At 62.6% G+C, this 22,575-nt stretch carries 19 protein-coding genes and 1 tRNA gene; 13 read left to right on the top strand and 7 right to left on the bottom strand.

Annotation, left to right across the window (positions count from 1 at the left end; genetic code table 11):
- Nucleotides 1–39: 39 nt before the first annotated feature.
- The gene (locus WD012_RS00895) at nucleotides 40–693 is read right to left on the bottom strand and encodes a GTP pyrophosphokinase (protein ID WP_339561927.1); all 654 of its coding nucleotides are present in this window, start codon (nucleotides 691–693) and stop codon (nucleotides 40–42) included.
- A 326-nt stretch (nucleotides 694–1,019) separates the two neighbouring features.
- Between WD012_RS00895 and WD012_RS00890 the strand changes: the two genes are divergently transcribed.
- The 13 genes from WD012_RS00890 to WD012_RS00830 all read left to right on the top strand — a co-directional run bounded on the left by WD012_RS00890 (nucleotide 1,020) and on the right by WD012_RS00830 (nucleotide 14,238).
- Nucleotides 1,020–1,703 carry an ECF transporter S component gene (locus tag WD012_RS00890; protein ID WP_339561926.1) on the top strand — a complete coding sequence of 228 codons (684 nt, stop codon included), beginning with the start codon at nucleotides 1,020–1,022 and terminating at the stop codon, nucleotides 1,701–1,703.
- Between the two features lie 176 nt (nucleotides 1,704–1,879).
- Nucleotides 1,880–1,953, top strand: a tRNA-Ile gene (locus WD012_RS00885).
- Nucleotides 1,954–2,096: 143 nt separating this feature from the next.
- Entirely contained in the window at nucleotides 2,097–2,309 is a 213-nt protein-coding gene (rpmE, locus tag WD012_RS00880) for a 50S ribosomal protein L31 (RefSeq protein WP_026502301.1), read from the top strand.
- A gap of 563 nt (nucleotides 2,310–2,872) precedes the next feature.
- The gene (prfA, locus tag WD012_RS00875) at nucleotides 2,873–3,991 is read left to right on the top strand and encodes a peptide chain release factor 1 (protein ID WP_339561925.1); all 1,119 of its coding nucleotides are present in this window, start codon (nucleotides 2,873–2,875) and stop codon (nucleotides 3,989–3,991) included.
- A gap of 111 nt (nucleotides 3,992–4,102) precedes the next feature.
- Nucleotides 4,103–4,999 (top strand): peptide chain release factor N(5)-glutamine methyltransferase, encoded by an 897-nt coding sequence (prmC, locus tag WD012_RS00870; RefSeq protein ID WP_339561924.1) that lies wholly within the window; start codon nucleotides 4,103–4,105, stop codon nucleotides 4,997–4,999.
- 116 nt (nucleotides 5,000–5,115) lie between these two features.
- Complete coding sequence (locus WD012_RS00865) at nucleotides 5,116–5,775, top strand: L-threonylcarbamoyladenylate synthase (RefSeq protein WP_339561923.1); 660 nt, start codon at nucleotides 5,116–5,118, stop codon at nucleotides 5,773–5,775.
- The gene (locus tag WD012_RS00860; protein WP_339561922.1) at nucleotides 5,772–7,067 is read left to right on the top strand and encodes an MraY family glycosyltransferase; all 1,296 of its coding nucleotides are present in this window, start codon (nucleotides 5,772–5,774) and stop codon (nucleotides 7,065–7,067) included. The genes WD012_RS00865 and WD012_RS00860 overlap by 4 nt, the downstream gene beginning before the upstream one ends.
- Before the next feature lie 115 nt (nucleotides 7,068–7,182).
- Entirely contained in the window at nucleotides 7,183–8,730 is a 1,548-nt protein-coding gene (gene guaB / locus WD012_RS00855; RefSeq protein WP_339561921.1) for an IMP dehydrogenase, read from the top strand.
- Nucleotides 8,731–8,918: 188 nt separating this feature from the next.
- A complete protein-coding gene (locus tag WD012_RS00850) occupies nucleotides 8,919–10,547 on the top strand; it encodes a sodium/proline symporter (protein WP_339561920.1) in 1,629 nt (542 codons plus the stop codon).
- A 111-nt stretch (nucleotides 10,548–10,658) separates the two neighbouring features.
- Nucleotides 10,659–11,333 carry an oligoribonuclease gene (gene orn, locus WD012_RS00845; protein WP_339561919.1) on the top strand — a complete coding sequence of 225 codons (675 nt, stop codon included), beginning with the start codon at nucleotides 10,659–10,661 and terminating at the stop codon, nucleotides 11,331–11,333.
- A gap of 56 nt (nucleotides 11,334–11,389) precedes the next feature.
- Nucleotides 11,390–12,283, top strand: coding sequence for a Cof-type HAD-IIB family hydrolase (locus WD012_RS00840; protein ID WP_339561918.1), 894 nt, complete (start codon nucleotides 11,390–11,392; stop codon nucleotides 12,281–12,283).
- On the top strand, nucleotides 12,270–13,679 hold the full coding sequence (locus tag WD012_RS00835) for a PIF1 family DEAD/DEAH box helicase (protein ID WP_339561917.1): 1,410 nt from the start codon (nucleotides 12,270–12,272) through the stop codon (nucleotides 13,677–13,679). The genes WD012_RS00840 and WD012_RS00835 overlap by 14 nt, the downstream gene beginning before the upstream one ends.
- A 106-nt stretch (nucleotides 13,680–13,785) precedes the next feature.
- Nucleotides 13,786–14,238 (top strand): hypothetical protein, encoded by a 453-nt coding sequence (locus WD012_RS00830; RefSeq protein WP_044279563.1) that lies wholly within the window; start codon nucleotides 13,786–13,788, stop codon nucleotides 14,236–14,238.
- Between the two features lie 127 nt (nucleotides 14,239–14,365).
- Here WD012_RS00830 and WD012_RS00825 read toward each other — a convergent pair whose 3' ends face one another.
- From WD012_RS00825 to WD012_RS00800, 6 genes are all read right to left on the bottom strand, one after another.
- A complete protein-coding gene (locus tag WD012_RS00825) occupies nucleotides 14,366–16,294 on the bottom strand; it encodes a glycoside hydrolase family protein (protein WP_339561916.1) in 1,929 nt (642 codons plus the stop codon).
- 209 nt (nucleotides 16,295–16,503) lie between these two features.
- Nucleotides 16,504–17,565 carry a LacI family DNA-binding transcriptional regulator gene (locus WD012_RS00820; RefSeq protein ID WP_339561915.1) on the bottom strand — a complete coding sequence of 354 codons (1,062 nt, stop codon included), beginning with the start codon at nucleotides 17,563–17,565 and terminating at the stop codon, nucleotides 16,504–16,506.
- Nucleotides 17,566–17,574: 9 nt separating this feature from the next.
- Complete coding sequence (locus WD012_RS00815; RefSeq protein WP_339561914.1) at nucleotides 17,575–18,276, bottom strand: YesL family protein; 702 nt, start codon at nucleotides 18,274–18,276, stop codon at nucleotides 17,575–17,577.
- Between the two features lie 130 nt (nucleotides 18,277–18,406).
- On the bottom strand, nucleotides 18,407–19,348 hold the full coding sequence (locus WD012_RS00810) for a carbohydrate ABC transporter permease (protein ID WP_339561913.1): 942 nt from the start codon (nucleotides 19,346–19,348) through the stop codon (nucleotides 18,407–18,409).
- A 9-nt stretch (nucleotides 19,349–19,357) separates the two neighbouring features.
- The gene (locus WD012_RS00805; RefSeq protein WP_081885510.1) at nucleotides 19,358–20,347 is read right to left on the bottom strand and encodes an ABC transporter permease; all 990 of its coding nucleotides are present in this window, start codon (nucleotides 20,345–20,347) and stop codon (nucleotides 19,358–19,360) included.
- Between the two features lie 247 nt (nucleotides 20,348–20,594).
- The gene (locus WD012_RS00800; RefSeq protein ID WP_339561912.1) at nucleotides 20,595–22,196 is read right to left on the bottom strand and encodes an extracellular solute-binding protein; all 1,602 of its coding nucleotides are present in this window, start codon (nucleotides 22,194–22,196) and stop codon (nucleotides 20,595–20,597) included.
- Nucleotides 22,197–22,575: the final 379 nt, after the last annotated feature.

Below are 22,575 nucleotides of genomic sequence, written 5' to 3'. Positions count from 1 at the left end.
CTTTGAACGATTGCTTGGATTATCGGGCATGCGGGGGAGTCAGCGGTCTTCGTTGATGAGGTTGCGGATCGTCTGCATCGACAGGTCGCATGATGCGAGCTCGTCCGCGCATCGTTTGAGCTCCTGCGTCACGATCGCCGCATTTGCGTTGCCGATATCCTTCTTGTAGCGCACCTGGTGTTCGAGCGCCGCCCACGAGTCCATGGCGATCGTGCGCAGCTGGATTTCGGCCGGGTAGTGCCCTGGTGTACGCCCGGCGGCATCCGCGAAGGGGGTGGTGATGTCAAGGATCATATGGTAGCTGCGATACCCGTTGGGCTTGGGGTGGCGCACGTAGTCTTTCTCCTCGATGACGCTGAATCCCGGCTGGGAGCGCAGATGGTCGGCGAGTGCGTAGATGTCGTCGACGAAACTGCATACGATACGGCAGCCGATGGCGTCGTGGATGTCGACGAGGGCGGAGTGGGGTGTGGCCGGCAGGCCTTTGCGCTCGCATTTCTCGCGCATGCTGGCCTCGCCCTTGATGCGGTGGTTGAAGTGTTCGTAGGCGCCTTCGCCGGTGGTCTTGCGCTGTTCGGCGTCGAATGCCTCGATGCGTTCGACGAGCAGACCCATGACGCGGGGGAGTTGTTCCGCGAACGGCCCGTAGATGCCGTCGCTGCGCTGTGGTGCGATGGTCGCTGTGTCCGCCATGTGTGCCTCCTCGATGGCCGGGTCGCCAGCCGTGCGTGCTGCTGATGATACGTGGATATGCTGGGAATTGTCTTGGCAAAAGCTGTCTGGCGGCGGCTGTGGCGGTGCGGGTGCGGAGGTGCGTGGATACATGTGCCGATGACGCGTCATCTGCCTTATCTATAGCCCTTCAGGAACATTTCGGGAACACGCCGCCCCTGATTCCCGTTTGTGCATATGCCCGCTGATACCATGGCTTGTGGCGTTCCCGCCCGAGCCGCACAGGTCAAGGAGCGCCCGGGTTCCGAGACAATACTGTGTGCGGCCATGAGGGACAGGAGAATCCCATGGGCAATTCTGCTCGCAATCAGGTCGATTCGACCGTATCAACATATCCATCTTCCCAAGGCAATGGCACCGTGCTTTCTGTGCATCCGGCGACGTTGCGCTGGACCACTGCCGATATCGCCGTCGGCGCCGCGCTCGGCGTCGCATGCGGGCTGGTGTTCTGGGGATTCAACTTCGCGTATCAGGCGATTTCGCCGGTGTTGGGCGCGCTGCTGCCGGGCGTCGCGAGCGTGCTGCACGCGTTCTGGTATTTTTCCGGCCCTCTCGCATTGCTGATCATCCGCAAGCCCGGCGCTGCGGTATATGTGAATCTGGTGGGCGCTGTCGCCGAAATGGTGTTCGGCAATAATTTCGCGTTCAGCTTCGTCTTTATCTCCGCCGCGCTGCAGGGCGTGTTCGCGGAGATTCCGTTCGCGTTGGCCCGCTACCGCAAGTACAATCTGCCGATGAGCATCGCCTCCGGTGTATGCGTGGCGCTGGAATACGGTTTCTATCTGCTGTTCTTCCGGTATCAGGGTGTCGCGCTGATGAGCCCCCGCGGCATCACCCATCTGGTCAGTGAAGTCGTCGGCGGTGTGGTGTTCGCCGGTATCATGAGCTGGTTCCTGTATCTGGCCATCGCCCGGACGGGGGCGCTTGACCGCTTCGCTTCCGGTCGCGCGGTGCGCGGTCTGGCGGACTGATCGGCCCGGCGGTCGTTTCGGTGTTGGGCTGACCGGCTGATCCGATAGGTTCGTCGGTCCCCTGGTTCCTGCCATGGCGGGAACCGCATGATGTCCGCATCCGTTTCTCGGAACTCCGGGTGTGGGCGCGTGCGGTCAGGGGATTTGCTATATTGGAAAAGTTGGTTTGCTCCAACGGGGCCTTAGCTCAGTCGGTTAGAGCATCGGACTCATAATCCGCTGGTCCACGGTTCAAGCCCGTGAGGCCCCACTGTTTTTCTCTCTGGTGTGGCTTACGCTGACGGCGGGTCCCGCGTGTCGTCGGTATCGGCGCGTACAATACTGACGGTTCCGGTTCACGCCTGCCATAGGGGCTGGCGACCCGGGTCCCCCGAATTCCATAGGAGACATACCATGAAGCAGGGCATTCATCCCGATTATCACGCCGTGCAGGTCACCTGCTCGTGCGGCAACACGTTTGTCACCCGTACCACCGCCCCCGGCGACCACATGACGGTTGACGTGTGCTCGAACTGCCACCCGTTCTACACCGGCAAGCAGAAGATCCTGGATACCGGCGGCCGCGTGGCTCGTTTCGAGAAGCGTTACGGCAAGCGCAGCAAGTAAGGCTTCTATCAACGCCAGTCTTCGGACTGGCGTTGTTTGTTTTTCCTAGGCGCATTCGCGGCGCCTGCGGCTTGCCTGGCGTGCGTGTCGCCAGCTATCGCGCCGCGGTGCGACAATCCGGTACCATGGCACCGGGATACCAGTGGCGTGTCCCTGTCTGATGGCGGTATCGCCGTGCGGTGCGATCGGCTGGTCGCACACCGCCGGGGCCGGCGGGTTCTTGCCGCCTGGCTGTTGTACCTGCGCGTGGTGCGATAGTTGTGTCGCTCGGCGGGCGGGGTAGTCGGGTGATTCGGCTTTCTGCCGTCGCTATCGGTGAGTTGTGCGATTCGTAGATTGCACGGCAGGCTGGTATTCGAGAGTCGCAGCCCCGGCTCTCGTCCGCCCCTTGGCCAAGCGTGACTATATGATGGTGAAGTTGAGCAAGATGAAGCGTGATCGCCGATGCATGGCCGGCCGTCGGCGTTGGGCCTTTATGGTACAGGCCGGGCCGGGACGGCCGGAACCTACGGAATCGGGTATGAAGACGCGCGAAGCACGTGCAACGGTAGCGAGGAATGGATATGGCACAGGACCCACACGACCAGTTCCCTGCGGCGCAGACCGCGGTGGAGGAGTATCACGACATCGAACGGCAGATGGCGCAGCCTGAAGTCGCGTCCGACCCCGACAAGATCCGCAAACTGGGCCGCCGCCATGCCGAGCTCGGCTCTATCGTCACCGCATATACCAAGTACCGTCAGATGTTCGACGATCTCGAAGCCGCCAAGGACATGGCATCCGAGGACGAGGACTTCGCCGCCGAGGCGAAGCGTCTGGAAGCCGAATTGCCGAAAGCCGAGGAAGCGCTGCGCACCGCGCTGATCCCGCGCGACCCCGATGACGCCCGTGACGTCATCATGGAGATCAAGGCCGGCACCGGCGGCGAGGAGGCCGCCCTGTTCGCCGGCGACCTGCTGCGCATGTACCTGAGGTATGCCGAGAAGCGCGGCTGGACCACCACCATCCAGAGCGAGAACACCACCGAGCTCGGCGGCGTCAAGGACGTGCAGCTCGCCATCCGCGCGAAAGGCACCCCCGCCCCGGAGGACGGCGTGTGGGCGAGTCTCAAATACGAGGGCGGCGTGCATCGCGTGCAGCGCATCCCCGTCACCGAATCACAGGGACGCATCCAGACCTCGGCCGCCGGCGTCATCGTCTTCCCCGAGGCCGATGACGACGATGACGAGATCGACATCGATCCCAAGGACCTCAAAATCGACATCTTCATGAGCTCCGGCCCCGGCGGACAGTCCGTGAACACCACGTATTCCGCGGTGCGCATGACCCATATCCCCACCGGTATCGTCGTGAGCATGCAGGACGAGAAATCGCAGATCCAGAACCGCCAGGCGGCGCTGCGCGTCCTGAAATCCCGCCTGCTGGCCATGAAACACGAGCAGGAGGCCGCCGAGGCGGCGGATATGCGCCACTCCCAGGTCCGTTCGCTGGACCGTTCTGAGCGCATCCGCACCTACAACTTCCCGGAGAACCGCATCGTGGACCATCGCACGAACTACAAGGCGTACAACCTTGACCAGGTGCTCGACGGCGACCTGCAAGCGGTGATCGACAGCGACATCCAGGCGGATGAGGCGGCGCGTCTCGAACAGCAGAAACATCAAGGCGCGAACGCCGCCTGACTTGTACACTCATATGACGGCATGGCGGTGCTGCGGCACGGCGGCATGGTTGCCGGGCCTCCAAGGCGCCAGACGCCGGGTATCGTCCAATCGAAGGGAGTGCTATCGCGCATGGGCATCGAATCACTCAGGCACATGCTGGCCGAAGCGACCGACAGACTCAAGGATGCGGGCATCGAGACCGCCCGGTACGATGCCCGATTGCTGTTCGCCGAAGCCTGCGGCATCAGCCCGCGCGATATCGACAAGGCCCTCATCATGGGCGACGGATTCGAGGCCAGCGACCGGCAGCTCGCCGACTTCCGCTCGATGATGGACCGTCGCGCTTCGCGTGAGCCGCTGCAATATATCGTCGGCCACGTCCCGTTCCGCTACCTCGATCTGCAGGTCGGCCCGGGTGTGTTCATTCCCCGGCAGGAAACCGAGACCGTCGTGCAGGCCGGCATCGACTGGCTGACCCGCGAAGGCCTGTATGCGCCGAAGGTCGTGGACCTGTGTGCGGGCAGCGGCGCGATCGGCCTGTCCATCGTCACCGAGGTGCGTGGCGCCGAGGTGTGGGCCGTGGAAAAGTTCCCGGAGACACTGCAATGGACGCAACGCAACGCCAAGCGTGTCGCCGGCGACGATCCGGCGGCCGGGTACAACTATCATCTCGAAGCCGGTGACGCCACGGATACCACCACGCTTGCGGCATTGGACGGTTCCGTCGACCTGGTGGTCACCAATCCGCCGTACGTGCCCATGTCCCAGCCGCCCACCCAGCCCGAGGTGCGTGATTACGACCCGGAAGCCGCCCTGTACGGCGGTTCCGCCGACGGTACGCTGATTCCGGAGCGGATCATCCGCCGTTCCGCCGTGCTGCTGCGTGACGGCGGGGCGCTGGTGCTCGAGCACGACATCACCCAGGCCGACCGGATGCTCACGTACGCGCTGTCGAACGGTTTCTCGCAGGCGCGCACCGGGCTGGACTACACGTCACGGCCACGGTACCTGTTCGCGGTCAAATAGGCGGCATCACTGCGGTATCGTGCCATGTGCCACGCCGGACGCATCCGGAGCCGGCGGGCACGTCCGGGTACGTCTGGGTACGATGGTGCAATGGTGACGGAACAATCGGAGGTGTTATGGGCGAGGTTTGTACAGTCAACGAGGAGTCCATCGCGCGGGCGGCGCGGATCGTCAAGGACGGCGGGGTCATCGTCATCCCCACGGACACCGTGTACGGTATCGCCTGCGACCCGTTCAGCCGGCAGGCCATCGACCGGGTCTACGAGCTCAAGCAACGCCCGCGGTACAAGGCCCTGCAGGTGATCATGGCCGACGTCGACGCGTTGGACGGCCTAGGCCTGTATCTTCCGGCCCCGTTGAACCGTCTTGCCGCGGCGTTCCTGCCGGGCGCGTTCTCGCCGATCGCCATCGCCCAGGATGATTGCCGGCTGAAGACCATCCGCCGTGAAACGGACGGCCATGCGACGCAGGCGATCCGCGTGCCGAATTCGGCCCTCGCCTTGCGTATCCTGCGTTCGACCGGCCCGGTGGCGGCGTCCAGCGCGAACCGTTCCGGTGACGAGAGCGCCCAGAGCGTCGACGAGGCCGTCGCCGCGTTCGGTGACCAGGTCGACCTGTATCTTGACGGCGGCCCGACCCAGGGGCATGTCGCCAGCACGGTGGTCGCCGCCGATCCCACGGAACGCGACGGCATCGCCATCCTGCGCGAGGGTGTCATCCCCCAGGCCGCCGTCCGTGAGGCCCTGCACATCAACGGCGGGGGACTTGGCGCATGAGGGTCTACCTGTTCATCGCCGCGGTCGCCGGCGGTGCCACGTGGCTGGTCACCCCGCTGATCCGCCATCTCGCCATCCGTATCGGGGCGGTCGGCAAGGTCCGCGCACGCGACGTGCACACCATCCCGACCCCGCGCATGGGCGGTCTCGGCATGTTGGTCGGTTTCGTGGTCGCCATGCTGTTCGCCAGCCACATCCCGTTCATTTCCGGCCTGTTCACCGCCAACCAGCAGGCGTGGGTGGTGATGGCAGGAGCGATCATGATCTGCCTGCTCGGCATGGCCGACGACCTGTGGGACCTTGACTGGATGCTCAAACTCGCAGGCCAACTGCTCATCTCCGTATTCGTGGCGTGGGGCGGCCTGCAGATCATCTCGCTGCCGCTCGGCTCCCTGGTCACCGCCTCGCCGACACTGTCCATGGCCATCACCGCTTTCCTTATTGTCGCCTCGATCAACGCGGTGAACTTCGTGGATGGCTTGGACGGCTTGGCCGCCGGCATCGTCGCCATCGGCGGTATCGCGTTCGGCCTGTACTCGTATATTCTCGCCCGTTCCTCGCCGAGCTACGCGTCCATGGCCACGCTCATCGATGTCGCGCTGGTCGGCATCTGCGTCGGGTTCCTGCTGCACAACTGGCATCCGGCCAAGCTGTTCATGGGCGATTCCGGCTCGATGCTCCTCGGGTACCTGATCACCTGCGCCTCGATTGTGATGACCGGGCATTTGGACCCTGCGTCAATCCACACGAGCGTGTATCTTCCGGTGTTCATGCCAATCCTGCTGCCGATCCTCGTACTGTTCCTGCCGGTGCTGGACATGTGCCTGGCGATTGTGCGACGGCTGAGCAAGGGGCAATCCCCGATGCACCCCGACCGTATGCACCTGCACCACCGGATGCTCAGGATCGGCCATTCCGTCCAGGGGGCGGTGCTGATCCTGTGGGGGTGGGCGGCGCTCATCTCCTTCGGCTCGATCATGATCCTGTTCTTCGATGCAAGGTATGTCGCCATCGGCTTCCTGTGCGCCGCCGCCGTGCTGACCGTACTCACTATGCTGCCGTATCTGCGCCATCGCATCCCCGAGATCATGGAAGAGGATGCCGCGTACGACAAGCATCACGCCGCGCAGCATGTCAGCCCCATACAGAACGGTGTCGTCCGGGCGTCACGGCCGGAGGGCAGCGCTGCCGCCGACCCGTCGCGCATGGCTGACGATCCCGGTGATACCACGGAACGTCCGGCATCCGAACCCCCGGCACCACCGGTGCGCAACACCGTGAAACGCGCATAACACCGCGGTTTCCGGGCATTGCATACCGTCGCAGGCGGCTGGGGTGTCGCCGGGCGTGTCCTCTGAGAGCTATGCTCGCGTGTCGCAAGTCAGGTCACGACCTTATAGTGTGGTTATGGCTTCAAATTTTGATACGCAAGCGCAAGCATATGCTCCCGTCCCTCCGATTTTCGCCAAGCTCGGCCTCGCGTATGACGATGTGCTGCTGCTTCCGAACGAGACGGATGTGATTCCGTCCGAAGTTGACACCACCACCCATCTCACCCGTGAGATCACCATGAAGACCCCGGCGATCTCCGCGGCCATGGATACGGTCACCGAATCCGATATGGCTATCGCTATGGCCCGCAACGGCGGTATCGGCGTGCTGCACCGCAACCTGTCCATCGACGACCAGGCCGCCCAGGTCGACATCGTCAAGCGCAGCGAATCCGGCATGATCACCAATCCGCTGACCGTCAACCCGGAAGTCTCGCTCGCCGACCTCGACAAGCTGTGCGGCAAGTTCCACATCTCCGGCCTGCCGGTCGTGGACAAGGACAACAAGCTCGTCGGCATCATCACCAACCGCGACATGCGGTTCATCCCTTCCGAGGATTACGACCGTCTTGAGGTCAAGGACGTGATGACCAAGGATCATCTGATCACCGGCCCGTCCAACATCTCCAAGGAAGACGCGCATCACCTGCTCGCCAAGTACAAGGTCGAGAAGCTGCCGCTCGTCGACAACGAAGGCCACCTGACCGGCCTGATCACCGTCAAGGACTTCGTGAAGACCGAACAGTACCCGGATGCCACCAAGGACGACCAGGGCCGTCTGCGCGTGGCCGCCGGCATCGGCTTCTTCGGTGACGCCTGGCAGCGTGCCTCCGCCCTCATGGAGGCCGGTGTCGACGTGCTTGTCGTGGACACCGCCAACGGTGAGGCCCGTCTGGCGCTCGACATGATCCGCCGCCTCAAGTCCGACAAGGCGTTCAATGGCGTGCAGATCATCGGCGGCAACATCGCGACCCGCGAAGGCGCCCAGGCCATGATCGACGCCGGCGCTGACGCGGTCAAGGTCGGTGTCGGCCCGGGCTCCATCTGCACCACTCGCGTGGTCGCCGGTGTCGGCGTCCCGCAGCTGACCGCCGTCTATGAGGCCGCCCAGGCGTGCAAGGCCGCGGGCGTCCCGTGCATCGCAGACGGTGGCATCCACTATTCGGGCGATATCGCCAAGGCGCTGGTGGCCGGCGCGAGCACCGTCATGCTCGGCGGCGTGCTTGCCGGCTGCGAGGAAGCCCCGGGTGAGAAGGTCCTGCTGCACGGCAAGCAGTACAAGCTGTACCGCGGCATGGGCTCGCTGGGTGCCATGGCCCCGCGCGGCAAGAAGTCCTACTCCAAGGACCGTTACTTCCAGGCCGATGTCACCAGCAACGACAAGGTCGTGCCGGAAGGCGTCGAGGGCGAGGTCCCGTACCGTGGCCCGCTCAACGCCGTGCTCTACCAGCTGATCGGCGGCCTGCACCAGTCGATGTTCTACGTCGGCGCGCACAACATCAAGGAACTGCAGGAGCGTGGCCGGTTCATCCGCATCACCGACGCCGGCCTGCGCGAATCCCATCCGCATGACATCGTCATGACCGCGGAGGCGCCGAACTACTCCGGCTTCCACAACAACTGATGTCCTGACAGCCCCGCGGGTGTGCTCCCGCGGCCGCTGTCGGATTGCAAGGCGGCCGCCCTGTTGCCATGCGCATCAGAGCGGCCGCCTTCTTGGTACTGCGACCAACGAAAGAGACCAGCGAAAGACGTCCGCCCATCCCACGGATAGGCTGCGCACGCCGTTGTCATGATTGAGAGAAGAAGGGTATGGTCACCAAAGACTTCTGGGTATTGCTCGCCATGGTGCTGTATTTCGTCGCCATGCTGTCCATCGGATTCGCCTATTCGAAGCGCTCGAACTCCTCGGCGAAACAGTATTTCGCGGGCGGGCGCGGGGTCGGCCCGTGGCTGACGGCGTTGAGCGCCGAAGCCTCCGATATGAGCGGCTGGCTGCTCATGGGCCTGCCGGGCCTCGCGTACTTCACCGGCGCCGCAGACGCCATGTGGACGGCGATTGGCCTCGCAATCGGCACGTATCTCAACTGGCGGCTGGTGGCCCGGCGTCTGCGGCGGTATTCGGTGGTTGCGGGCGACGCCATCACCGTGCCGGATTTCTTCTCCAAGCGCTTCCATGACAAGAAGAACGTCATCTCCACCATCGCGGCGCTGATCATCCTCATCTTCTTCTGCGTGTACGTGGGCAGCTGCTTCGTGACGGTCGGCAAGCTGTTCTCCACCCTGTTCGGCTGGGACTACCACCTGACCATGGTCATCGGCGCGGCGGTTGTGTTCGCCTACACGCTGATCGGCGGCTACCTGTCCGTGGTCGTCACCGACTTCATCCAGGGCATGCTCATGTTCTTCGCGCTCGCCGTCGTGTTCGTCGGCTCGATCGTCTCGGTCGGCGGCGTGGACAACACCATCACCTTCCTGCGCGGCATCCCGGGCTTCCTCGACGGCACGCACCTGGCCACCCCGGTGCTCAATTCCATGGGCGAGCAGATCGTACGCGACGGCAAGGCGGTCTTCGGCGCGCCCACGGATTACGGTATCATCACCATCATCTCCATGCTCGCCTGGGGCCTGGGATACTTCGGTATGCCGCAGGTGCTGGTGCGCTTCCTGTCGATCCGCAGCTCCGAGGAGATCCGCAAATCGAGGATCATCGCCACCACATGGTGTGTGATCTCGCTCGCATGCGGCGTGTGCATCGGTCTGGCGGGACGCGCGATGATGCCCACCCAGTTCGGCACGCAGGCCGCCGCCGAGAACATCTTCATCGTCATCGCCCAGGCGCTGCTGCCGAGCTTCCTGTGCGGCATCGTGGTCTCCGGCATCTTCGCCGCATCCATGAGCTCCTCCTCGTCGTACCTGATCATCGGCGCGAGTGCAGTGGGCGAGAACATCTACCGCGGCGTCATCAACCGCAAGGCCACCGACAAGCAGGTGATGATGGTGGCGCGCACCACACTGCTGGTCATGTTCCTGTTCGGTATTTTCGTGGCCTTCGACCAGAACTCTTCGATCTTCCAAGTCGTCTCATACGCGTGGGCAGGGCTCGGTGCGTCCTTCGGCCCGCTCATGCTCCTGTCCCTGTACTGGCGTCGCACCAACAAGTACGGCGCCATCGCCGGCATGCTCGGCGGCACGGCCACGGTGCTCATCTGGCACAATCTCATCAAGCCGCTCGGCGGCGTGTTCGCGATCTACGAGCTGCTGCCGGCGTTCATCGTCTCGCTGCTGCTCATCGTCATCGTCTCGCTGCTCACCCCGGCCCCCGAAGCCTCGGTCCTGCACGAGTTCGACCATTATCTCGACGATCCCGCCGACCGCAAGATAGATGACGATCTGGTCGCCGCCGAGATCCAGGCCGCCGAGGAACGCTCGCAAATCTGAGACGAGACGCTTCTCCCGCCCCCGCGGTAACCTGAGAGGTCCTGTCCGCGGGGGCATCATGCCGTCGCCGACAGGACGTGACCGAAGACACACAAGGGAAAGAGGCACGCAATGGTAGACGCGCATGATGCGGAAACCTACTCCGCGCAAGATTCGCGCATGATCTGGATCGACTGCGAGATGACCGGGCTGGATATCTTCCACGACGAGCTGTGCGAAGTGTCCGTCGTCCCCACCGATTTCGACCTCAACGTGCTCGACGAGGGCGTGGACTATGTCGTCAAGCCCTCAGACGCTGCCGTCGCCCACATGAATGATTTCGTGCGCGCGATGCACACCCGTTCCGGCCTGATCAACGAATGGGAGCATGGCCTGAGCCTTGAAGAGGCCGAACGCAAGGTGACCGAGTATGTCGCACGGTTCACCCCGGACGGGGTCAAGCCCCTGCTCGCCGGCAATTCCGTCGGCTCCGACAAGAAATTCCTCGACCGCTACATGCCCGGCCTCATGGAGCACCTGCACTACCGTGTCATCGACGTGAGCACCATCAAGGAGCTCGCCCGCCGCTGGTACCCGGACGTCTACCGCAACCGTCCGGCGAAGAACGGCGGCCACCGTGCGCTCGCCGACATCATCGAATCCATTGACGAGCTGCGCTATTACCGCGATCTGCTCTTCGTCCCGGCCCCCGGCCCGGATGCCGAGGCGGCTAAGGCGGGCGCTCGCCACATTGAGGCGACCAGTCTGCTGCGCACGTACGAGAAGAACGGCAACGCCCTCGAGTAACGGCGGAGCCGCCCGCCAACCCCACGTCAACCCCACGATTGTTGAAAGGACCAAGCATGAGTGCCACGCCATGGACCCCCTCGACGCCGCTGCCCGGCGATATCGCGATGGTCGTCGCCGATATGGATGGCACGCTGCTGGACGGCGACAGCCGGATTCCTAAGGGATTCTGGCCTCTGCTGGAACGCATGCAACGCGCCGGCATCGAGTTCGTGCCGGCGAGCGGACGGCAGATCTTCACACTGCGTGACATGTTCGGCGACGCCATGCCGTCCGGCTCGTTCATCGCGGAAAACGGCAATCTGGTGGTCGCCCGGGGCCGCACTGCCAGTGTGACCGCGATTCCTGCCCATGCTGTGGCGCGGATGATCGACCTGCTTGCCGGCGCCGACCTGCCGCACGGCCATGACGTCGGCATGGTGGTGTGCGGTGAGCGCAGCGCGTACACCAATCGCAAGGACATGCCGTTCGTGGACGAATGCCGCAAGTATTACCACCGTCTTGCCTTCCTTGATGACCTGCATGAGGCGGTCGCCGGGCCGCATGCCGACAGGATCCTCAAGGTGGCGGTATTCGATTTCGGCGATGTCCGGGTGCCCGCCGACACGTTGTTCGCCCCGCTGCGCGACCGGTATCAGGTGGTCGTTTCCGGGGCGCACTGGGTGGACATCATGGACGCGCACACCGACAAGCGTCGCGGGGTGGTCGCCTTGCAGGGGCGGCTGGGCATCACGCCCGCGCAAACCATGGTGTTTGGTGATTATCTCAATGACCTGCAGATGCTGGGCGCGGGGGAGTGGTCCTTCGCGATGGCCAACGCCTATCCGGATCTGCTCCGTGAAGCGCGCTATATCGCCCCGGCGAACACCGATCACGGCGTGCTGCGTGTCATCGAGGCGATGCTGGATGCGCAGGAACGTCACGAAAGGCCGTCCCATGCTGCAAACTGACGCGCTGAGGATTCTGGGCGCCGGTGCCCATGTGTTCCTCACCGGTGCCCCCGGCGCCGGCAAGACCTACGTGCTCAACGAATTCGTCAAGCAGGCCAGGGCGCGCGGGGCGTCTGTGGCGGTCACCGCGTCCACCGGCATTGCGGCGACGCATCTGAACGGGCAGACCATCCACTCGTGGAGCGGCGTCGGCGTAGCCGAAGCCATGACCGACAGCCTGCTCAAGCAGATCAAGACCCGTCGTGGCAAGCGCGTCCGCGCGACCGACATCCTCGTCATCGACGAGATCTCCATGATGCACGCCTGGCTGTTCGACATGGTCGACCAGGCATGCCGTGCTGTCCGGCGCAATCCGGAACCGTTCGGCGGGCTGCAGGTGGTCATGTCCGGCGACCTGTTCCAGCTGCCCCCGGTGTCCCACGCCCGGCGTGACCGTGAACTCGTGGTCCCGTCGCCGGAAATGGTCGCCATGCGCGAACGGTACGCGCAGGCGGGGCGCAATCCAGAAGGGTTTGTCACCGAATCACTGGTCTGGCCTGAGCTCAACCCCGTGGTGTGCTATCTGAGCGAGCAGCACCGTCAGGATACCGGCCAGCTGCTCGACGTCCTGACCGATATCCGGCATGGTGCCGTCACCGAAGCCGACCGTGCGGTGCTCGGCGCCCGGATCGGGGTCGAACCCGCCGAGGACGATGTCGCCGTCTATCTGTTCCCCAACAACCGGCAGACCGACGAGCTCAACGACCGCAAGCTCGCGCAGATCGACAGCCGCGAGCACGTCTACGAAGCTCAGGCCTCGGGCCCGGTACAGCTGGTCAAACGGCTCAAAAGCACCATGCTCGCCCCCGAACTGTTGACACTCAAGATCGGGGCCGCGGTCATGGCCCTGCGCAACGACACCAACCAGCAGTATGTCAACGGTTCGCTCGGCACGGTGGTCGATTTCGTCACCAATCGTGACGGTGACGAGTACCCGATGGTCCGTTTCGACAACGGGCATACCGTCATCATGCAACCGGCCGCATGGGAGATGATGGACGGCGAGACGGTACTCGCCTCGGTCAAGCAGGTGCCGCTGCGCTGCGCATGGGCGATCACCATCCACAAATCGCAGGGCATGACCCTCGACCGCGCTCGCATGGATCTGCGCCGGACCTTCGCGCCCGGCATGGGCTATGTGGCCCTCTCCCGCGTCGAATCCATGGACGGGCTGTATCTGGATGGCATCAATGATCGCGCGTTCCTTGTTTCGCCTGAAGCTGTCAGGCTTGACGGCATCCTTCGTGACCGCTCGCACATGGCCGAGTATGACCTTGCCAAGCATGGTGAAGCGGCGTTCAGCCGTGCGGCATTGCAGCAGGAGGAGGACGAGTTCGCCCAAGGCGACCTGTTCTGAGACGGTGTACGTCGCTGCCGGCGTTCCCAGCGGGTGCGACTACACTGGAAGATATCGCAACGTCCGGTTCACTGACGAACCGGACGCCATCGCAAGGAGGTTCGCCATGAAGAAGTCAACCGTGGTATCCGTCATCGGCCTGCTGGTCATGTTCGTCGCGTTCGTGCTGTTCCAGACCCGTCCGATCGTTCTGTTCGGCACGCTCAAGCTTACCGACGTGCTTACCATCGCCGGCGGGCTCATGTTCATCATCCCCGTCTACCGCGAATCGGTGAAACGCAAGAGCGCGGATAACGCCCCGAATCCGACCGTCTGGTCGACCTTGCCGCCAATCGGCATGGCCGTAGTGGTCGCCGGCATTCTGCTGCCGAACAGCCTGACCTTCTTCCGTTTGTTCTCGCTGCCCGACCTGTTCTATCTGGTCGGCTGCCTCATGATGCTGCCGATTTTCCTGTACCCCATGTCCGGTCTGGAACGTGCGGAGCTTGAGGAGACCGTCGAGGAAGAGGTTGACGAGGCGGCGGGCAATACCTCGGCGACGGGCAAGAAGCGCGACTAGCCGTCGATCCGTGCCGATTCGCGGTAGCGACGAGTGCGGCCTGCAATCGTCGCCAATTTCCGTCTTGTGTCGACGCTGAGAGCGATGTCAGCGTCGACACAAGATGAAATAGGGTCTAGCTGTTGGATCACCAGATGGTGTTGAGCGAATGCACCTCGCAGCGATCCACAGCGCCACGTGTCTCAAGGGACATGCTCACTTGCGGGCCGGCGGCCTGGAACAGCATGGTGCCCGCCGCCTGGCCGTCATTGAGGAACACCTCGGCGACCTGATGGTCGAAGAACACTTCGACATGCCGCACCTGGCGGATGCCGCTGTCGTAGTCGTTCTTGTCGAATCCGCCCTGACCGCGGGTGACCAGCCGCGTCACACCGTTTTCGCGCACCAGACGCAGGCTGTCGCCCTCAGCCTCGTCAATGCCGGGGTTACGTGCGATGGTCAGCGTGAAATCAGCGTCGTCGTCAAGCGTGATATTGGCGTAATACGTGTCATCGGGGCTGGTGGCGGACCACACGTGGGAATCCGGCGTGGCTCCCGCGGCGGTGTCGACCGTCACCGGTGAGCCAATCAGGTTGTCGTAGACTTCCTTGACGGGCTTGCTCGTCAAGCGGCCGTCAACTACATGGAGTTCGCGCGGCAGCGACATGATGCCGTTGGCGCGGCAGGGGCCTTCACGGCGCACGCCGGCGTGGTCGACGATCCACCCGAAGACGATGCGGCGGTCCTGATCGTCGCGGAAGCTTTGCGTCGCATAGTAGCCAAGCCCGAAATCGCACCAGTCGCTGGACTTGACGGCCAGACGCGGGCCCTCGCCCTCATCGCGCAGGTCGCCGACATACCAGCGCACAGGCTGGAAGCGTCCCTGCCTGTCGCGGTAATGCATCAGGGCACCGCAGGCCACCGTGCTGCCGTCGAGTGCGAACAGATCCGGGCATTCATAAGTACGTGCGATCTGATGGCCGAAATCGGCGAGCACGGGCCCGTCGTACCGCCACACGGAGGTGTGCTGTACCGGCAGTTTCGTGGAGAACAGCGCGATGGCGGGGACGGTCGCCTCATTGGCAGCCGCCTCAGCGGGCTTGCCCATCGGGTAGGTGGCGAACCAGCCGTTCGTGGTGTCGCGGCTGATGCCGGCCGGGGTGTCCTTGTGGAATTCATCGACCGGCAGGTTGGTGGCGGTCACAATCCAGGCGCGTCCGCCGTCCGCCTCATGGATGGGAAGGTTGGTCTCGATTTTCGGGTCACGGCAGTCCAGCCCCATGCTCGGGGTCGGTCGTAGAATGCACGGGGTTTCCACTTCGAAGTGGATGCTGTCGTGGCTCAGGCAGGTGGTCTGGTATTCCACGACGGAATGCTCATCCCCGCGCGTTTCGGTGTGACGGGTGAGCATGAAACGGATGGCGTCGGCGTTCTCGCCGTTGCACGGATAGCCATCCTGATCGACCGGGATGGCCGAACCGGAGAATGCGCCGCCGGTCAGCGTATGGTCGGTGGCGAACTCGGGCTGCGGTTCCAGCGCGATCGGCAGATGGGTCCAATGCACCAGGTCACGGCTGACCGCATGACCCCAGTGCATGCAGTCCCATCCCCATCCGTACGGGTTGAACTGATAGAACAGGTGGTAGCGTCCCTTGAACTCGCACAGGCCGTTCGGGTCGTTCATCCAGTGCGCAATCGGCTCGAAATGGGAGGCCGTGCGTTCCGGCTGGCGGTAGATGCTTTCCGTGTCGGGCAGGGTGTCCCACTGGACGAAATCGGGGTCGAGATTGACATACTGGATGCCGTTGTCCAGATCATTGCCGCTTTCGCTCAGATAGCCGAAACGGCATACCGCCTGGTTGATGCGAATGTCCAGATCGGTGTCGGAGGGCACATCGAACCGGAAGTGATGACGGTTCTCAAGCTTCGGTATTGCGGCAAACGTGAGGGTGGCCCCGTTGCTGGAACGGGTCAGGGCGACTGAGGCGCCATCGTCCGTGCGCTCGACGAACAGGTCGAGGCGGGTGTAGTCGCCGGTGGCGATGTGCGCGTTGGTGGTTTGGGTTGTGGGAAGCATGATGCTCCTTTGCGATGATGGTTGTTGGTTGGAAAATTTGTTGGGCGTCTCACTCAAGACACGCCTGCGGCTGATCGCGATTCGGATTGGTACCGTGGTCGCTGGCGAGCATCACAGCGCTGGGGGAGAGGGAGAAGTCAGGGCAGATCGTCCGCACGATGGCAAACCCGGGACCCCGTTCTCTCACCGTTCAGCGCTGCACGCTGTCGTCACTCATGCCTTGGGGCCGTGCCGCGGACGGAGCTGCGCTCGATGATTGACCCGCGGATTGTCGTGAACGTATCCTTGGTTTCAAACGTTGAACGAAAAATCTGGTCGGGCTTGATATCCGGAATGTCCCGCTGCTCGATCATCGACACGAGCTGACGAACCGCCTCGAATCCCATCTCGTAATGAGGCAATTCGATGGTCGTCAGTGCCGGTCGGATCACGTCGGTGATATTGGGCAGGTTGTCGACGCTGACGATGGAGATGTCTTTGCCGATGGTCAGCCCAAGGTTGTTCGCCGCGGCGTACATCGACGTGGCACGGATGTCGTTGAAGCAGAACACCCCATCGGGTTTGAGGCCTTTGAGTAGCTCGAGCGCGCGTTCATCGGCGTTCACATGTTCGGTTGCGCCGACCACCAGCTGCGGGTCGTCCTGCAAACCGGCATCCTGCAACGCCTTGTGGTACCCGGCCAGACGCTCGGGCTGGGCGACGATTCCCGATTCTGAGCCGAAATACGCGATTCGGCGGCAGCCTGCGGCGATGAGCCTGTTGGTCGCGTCATATCCGATGCCGAACTCGTCGGGGTAGATCGACGGCAGGTCGTGCTTCGCGTCCTCGGCGTCGACCACGATGGTCGGCATGGAGCGCAAAGTCGCAGGCACGTCCACCACACGGTGATACATGAACGCGTACAGGAACCCGTCGGCGTGGTAGCGCTTGAGCGTCGCGATTTCCTGCCGTTCCAGCGCCTTGTCGTTGTTCGTGTTCATGGTGATCAGGATGTAGCCGAGCTTGCGGGCTGCTTCCTGTGCGCCGAGCATGATGCGCACTGCCGAAGGCGTGGTGATGATTTCGTCGGTGACGAATCCCAAGGTGTGCGACTTGTTGGTTTTCAGCGTACGCGCCAGCATATTCGGCTCGTAGTTGAGCGAAGATGCCGTGTCGCGGATGATCTGCGCGGTGGCGTCGCTCACGCGGTTCTTGTACTTGCCGTTGAGCACGAGGGAGACGGCGCAAACGGAGACACCTGCCTGTTTGGCGATATCTTTGAGGGATACCATGTGTGCTCCTTACTTGTTTGCCGTTCCGGTCGCCTGCATGAGCAGACGGGAATCATCGTTGGCGCTTTCGCCTTCGTCTTCCGGACGTGTCATGCCCGGGACCTTGCCGAGCTTGCTGACGACCATCATGACGAAGAACACGGGCAATGCTACCCCGAATGCCGGGATAAGGCCTGGCCATGTCATCCACGAGCATACCGTGAGGATGAACAGGACGGTCAGGCACAGGCTGCACAGCGGACGTGCGATGACCATCTGCAAGGTCATGCGTGTGATCCACCATCCGGATTCGTCGAAATTGGCTTTGAGCGCCCACGACAGGCTGGAAAACAGGCCGTAGAACACGATGCCGATGAGCAGGACACCGGCGCTGGCGTATCCGAGCTTGCCGGCGTCATGGAAGTTCACCACCCAGTAGTCGAAGATCAGCAGGGCCCACAGCAGCGCCTGCGGCCAGCCGAAGCGGTTCGCCCCGGCCAAGTCGTCCTTCCATGCGCGGTGGAAGACAATCCAGGTTTCGCGGATGCTCCAGCTGCGGTCCTCGCTGAGCAGCCAGGTGCGATACGTCGTGTAAGTGGCGGAAATCGAGGGGAACAGGCCGATGACGACGACACCCATCAAGGTGTGGACGAGGAACGCCACATGGGTGACCGCAATCATGAGCACGACGCGGCAGAAGCGTTCGTATCCTAGGGCGAATGAGCGTAACATGACTCTCCTTCAAGTCAAGCCGGGTGTGGGTTTTCGGCATTGGCAGCGGTGTGTCTGCCGGACCCGCGGTGTGAGAGAATCGCCGGGATGCCGCAAAGGGGATAACGGCACCCCGGCAAGTGTGCGGGCCTCAGCCCTTGACCGCTCCGAGCATCACGCCCTTGTTGAAGTACTTCTGCAAGAACGGATAGATGATCATGAGCGGCAGGGTCGAGACGATGATGATGCCGAACTTGATCTGGTCGGCGGCCTGTTGCTGGGCGGCGGCATCCACGTTGGTGGCGGTGCCTTGCGCGACGAGCAGGAGCTGCTGGAGCACGACCTGCAACGGCTGCTTATCGTCATCGGTGATGAAGATCAAGCCTGTCATGAAGTCGTTCCAGTGGCCCACGAAGTAGTACAGGCCGATGACGGCGAGAATCGCGGAGCTCAGCGGGATGACGATCTTGAAGAAGTAGCCGAGGTAGCTTTCGCCGTCAAGCTGGGCTGCTTCGAACAGTTCTTCAGGAATCGAGGTCTCGAAGAAGGAGCGGGCCACAATCACGTTGTACACGCTGACGGCGCCCGGGAGGATGAACACCCACATCGAGTTGAGCAGGCCGAGCTGCTTGTACAGCAAGTAGTTCGGGATCAGGCCGCCGCTGATGAACATCGTGACGGTGAACAGGAAGAGGATCACGCGGCGGGGCTTGAATTCCTTACGGGAGAGTGCGAACGCGCAAGGAATGGTCACGGCGAGGTTGACGGCCGTACCGACTACGGAGTAGATGATGGTGTTCAGATAGCCGCGCCAGATGCGGGCGTTGGCGAAGACCTTGGCGTAACCCACGAAGGTGATGCCCTTCGGCAGGAGGAAGACATCGCCTGCGGCGACCTTGTTCGGGTCGGAGAAGGACGCGACGATGACGAACCACAGCGGGTAGAGCACCGCGATCACCGCCAGGGCGATGAGTCCGTAGATGATGATGCTGGCCACCCAGTCGCCGGGGGTCAGGTGCTGACGCTGATGCTTGTTCCAGGGGATTTCGTCGCCCGAAGTCTTTGGTGCGGGCGCTGCTGTTGTTGCTGACATGGTTGGCTCCTAGAAAATGCTGGTTTCGGAGATTCTCTTGGAGATCGCGTTCGCCGTGATCAGGAAGATGAAGTTGATGACCGTGTTGAACAGGCCGATGGCCGTGGAATACGAGAACTGGCTGTTGAGAATACCGATCTTGTAGGTGTAGGTCGAGATGACCTCGGTGGCCGGCAGGTTCAGCGAGTTCTGCATCAGGAAGATCTTGTCGAAGCCGACGTTCAGCACGCTGCCCATGCTCAGGATCAGCAGGATCGAAGCGGTCGGCATGATCGCGGGGATATCCACGTTGCGGATGAGCTGCCAGCGGCCGGCACCATCGATCTTCGCGGCCTCATACAGGGAGGTATCCACGCCTGCGAGGGCGGCCAGGTAGATGATGGAGTTCCATCCGCAGTGCTGCCAGACTTCGGAGATCCAGTAGACGGAGGTAATCGCCTTCGGGTTGCCCATCACGCTTTCCGGGCCGAGGAACCGGCCGATGATGCCGCTTCCCGGGGTCAGGAAGATGTTGAGCATCGAGACGATGACCACGATGGAGATGAAGTGCGGCATGTAGGTGACGGTCTGGACGAAGCCCTTGACCTTGCTGGAATGGATCTGGTTGATCAGCAGGGCGAGGATGATCGGGAAGATGAAGCCCATCACCAGGGTCCACAGGCTGATGCGGATCGTGTTGCCCATGATCTCGCCGAACAGCGGGGAGTGGAAGAACTGCTTGAAGTAGTAGAAGCCCACCCAGTCGCCGCCGGTCAGGCCCTTGTCCGGGTCGAACTTGCGGAAGGCGAGCTGGATGCCCCACATCGGCACGTAGGCGAAGACCGCCACGAAGATGAGGGCCGGCGCACTGAGCACCCACAGCTCCCAGTAGCGGCTGAAGTGGCGCGCGAGCTTGTCGATGATGTTGGGTTTCTTCTGCGTATTCGGTTCAGCGGCGTATGGCTGTCGGGTGGCTGGTGCCGACGGAGCCGCCGCTGCGGTGATTGATGGCGTGGTCATGCTAGCTCCAAATGTTGTTGGTGTATCGGCCGGGTGACGCGTGACGGCTGCGAACCTGTTTCGTTCTATGGCCGCGAGGCGTCTACAAGAGGAGGTGGTGGAGGAGCCGAGCTCCTCCACCGTTCAAGGAATCAGGGGTAAGTCTTGTTGTTGTGCGGTGTGTCCGCGGGGCGCATGGGGCGCGATGCCTACGTCGCTTACGTCATGCGCCCCGCGGAATCCGCCTGATCGGCAGTCTACGAGAGGCTCAGGCCTGCTTGTCGTAGTACTTCTGCCAGATCTTGATGTTGGTCTCGAGACCGAGCGTCGGCTCCTTGACCTTCTTCAGATAGTCGTTCCACTCGCTGTCGATGCCGCCCTTCTGCACCCACTTGGCGAGCTGGTTGTCGGTGTAGTTGAAGATGGCGGTGTTGTTGTTGGACAGGGTGTCCATATCCTCGCTGCTCGGGTGCACCCAGATCGGGATGACATCCTTGGTCGGATTGACGTTCTTCTCGATGACCTTGCGCACGGCCTGGTCGCTGGCGGTGACCTGCTCGGCGTTCGTGTCGTTGACGATCGTTACGTCATCGGGGATCCAACCGGCGAAGCGATCCTGGAGCGCGACGGCACGGGTGTCAGGGTACTCGGCGTAGGCCTTGGCCTTGTCGATGGTGTACTTGTGATTGCCGTTGTCGGCCACGATGTCCGGGATGGAGCCGTAGAAGCCGGAGACGGAGAGCTTCTCGCTGTACATCGCGTTGATGAGCTTGAGCGCCGCGTCCTTGTTGGCGGTCTTCGGGTTGAGGCTCAGCACGTAGGCGTATTCGGCTGCGGGCTGGGAGTAATCCCACTTGACCTTGGAGTCGGGGTCGGACGCCTTTTGTTTGAGCGGCGGAAGGGTGATGTACTGTTCGCCGAGCTTGTCGCCGAACTCGGAGTAGTTCGACCAGCCGAAGGTCACGCCGCTGATGGCGGTCTTGCCGTCGCTGATGGTCTGCGAATTGTACTTCGAAGCGTCGCGGGTCAGGGCGTCCTTGGGGATGAGGCCTTCTGCCATCAGGGAGTGCAGATAGCTGATGGTGTCCTTGAGCTCGTTGGAGGTCAGGTAGCTGGCGACCTTGCCGTTCTTGACGTAGTAGCCCTGGCTGGATGCCGAAGCGCCCATGAAGCTGGTGGTCAAACCGGTGGAGTTGAGCAGGGTCAGCGGGCTCCACAGACCGAAGCCGAGGCCGCGGATGTTCATCGGGACTTCGTCGGCCTTGCCGTTGCCGTTCGGATCCTTGGTCTTGAAGGCCTCGAGCGTGGTCTTGAGCTCATCCCACGTGGTGGGGACGGGCAGGCCGAGCTTGTCGAGCCAGGTCTTGTTGATGAATATGTGGGTGCCGGAGACGCGGTAGCCCTTGCCGCGGTCGGACGGCAGCAGGTACAGGTGGCCGTTGTCCTCGGCGAACTTCTTCGCGTCGGGCTGGGCTTTGAAGAACTTCTGAACGTTCGGCAGCTTGGACAGGTCCTTGGACATGTCCTCGAACTGCGAGGAGTACTTGGTGACGTCGGTGGAGTCGTACAGCGACAGGCCGATGTCGGGGAAGTCGCCGGCCGCCATCTTGGCTGCCTTCTGCTGGCCCCAGGCGTTGTCGCTGATCTCCTGCCAGTTGATCGTGCAATCGCAGGCAGCCTCGAGATCCTTGGAATACTGGGTCTTCTTCATCGGGTTGTCGGTGACGTTGCGCCGAACCTCGATGGTGACAATCGGCTTGCCGTTGGCGTCTGTGGTGGCCTTGCCGCTGCCACCGCAGGCGGCGAGGGGGATGAGCGTGGATGCCGCGGCGATGGCCGCAATGGCCATCCGTACACTTCTTCGTGCCATTTCTCTGTCCTTCATTCCGTTGATGGTTTCGGTTTGCGGGATCGGCGCCTCTGCTTTGATGCTTCGGGCATCAACCCTGGCGGTGATTGCCGGGACATCGGTGTCGGTTTCCGTTCGCACACACGATGATAGAACATTAAACGTTTAACGGCAAACGTTAAACGTTTCACGCGTGTCGTTTTTACATGGGAACGTAACCATCCCTGATATCGCGGCCAATTGCCGGTCTTCGCCGGTGCTTGGTGATGCTCGGTCTTGTTGGAGTGGCGGTGAGATCTGGGTGCGGGTTGTATGCGGTTGTGGTAGCGGGTGGTATCCGGTGGATGGTGACAGGTGGCGGTGAATGTGTTGCGCCCAGTGAATAGCGTCGACGAATGAC

The organism is Bifidobacterium thermophilum (assembly GCF_037482445.1).
GTDB classification, from domain to species: Bacteria; Actinomycetota; Actinomycetes; order Actinomycetales; family Bifidobacteriaceae; genus Bifidobacterium; species Bifidobacterium thermophilum_B.
Note: the sequence above shows the minus strand (reverse complement) of the source record. Positions and strands in the feature narration are given on the sequence as shown.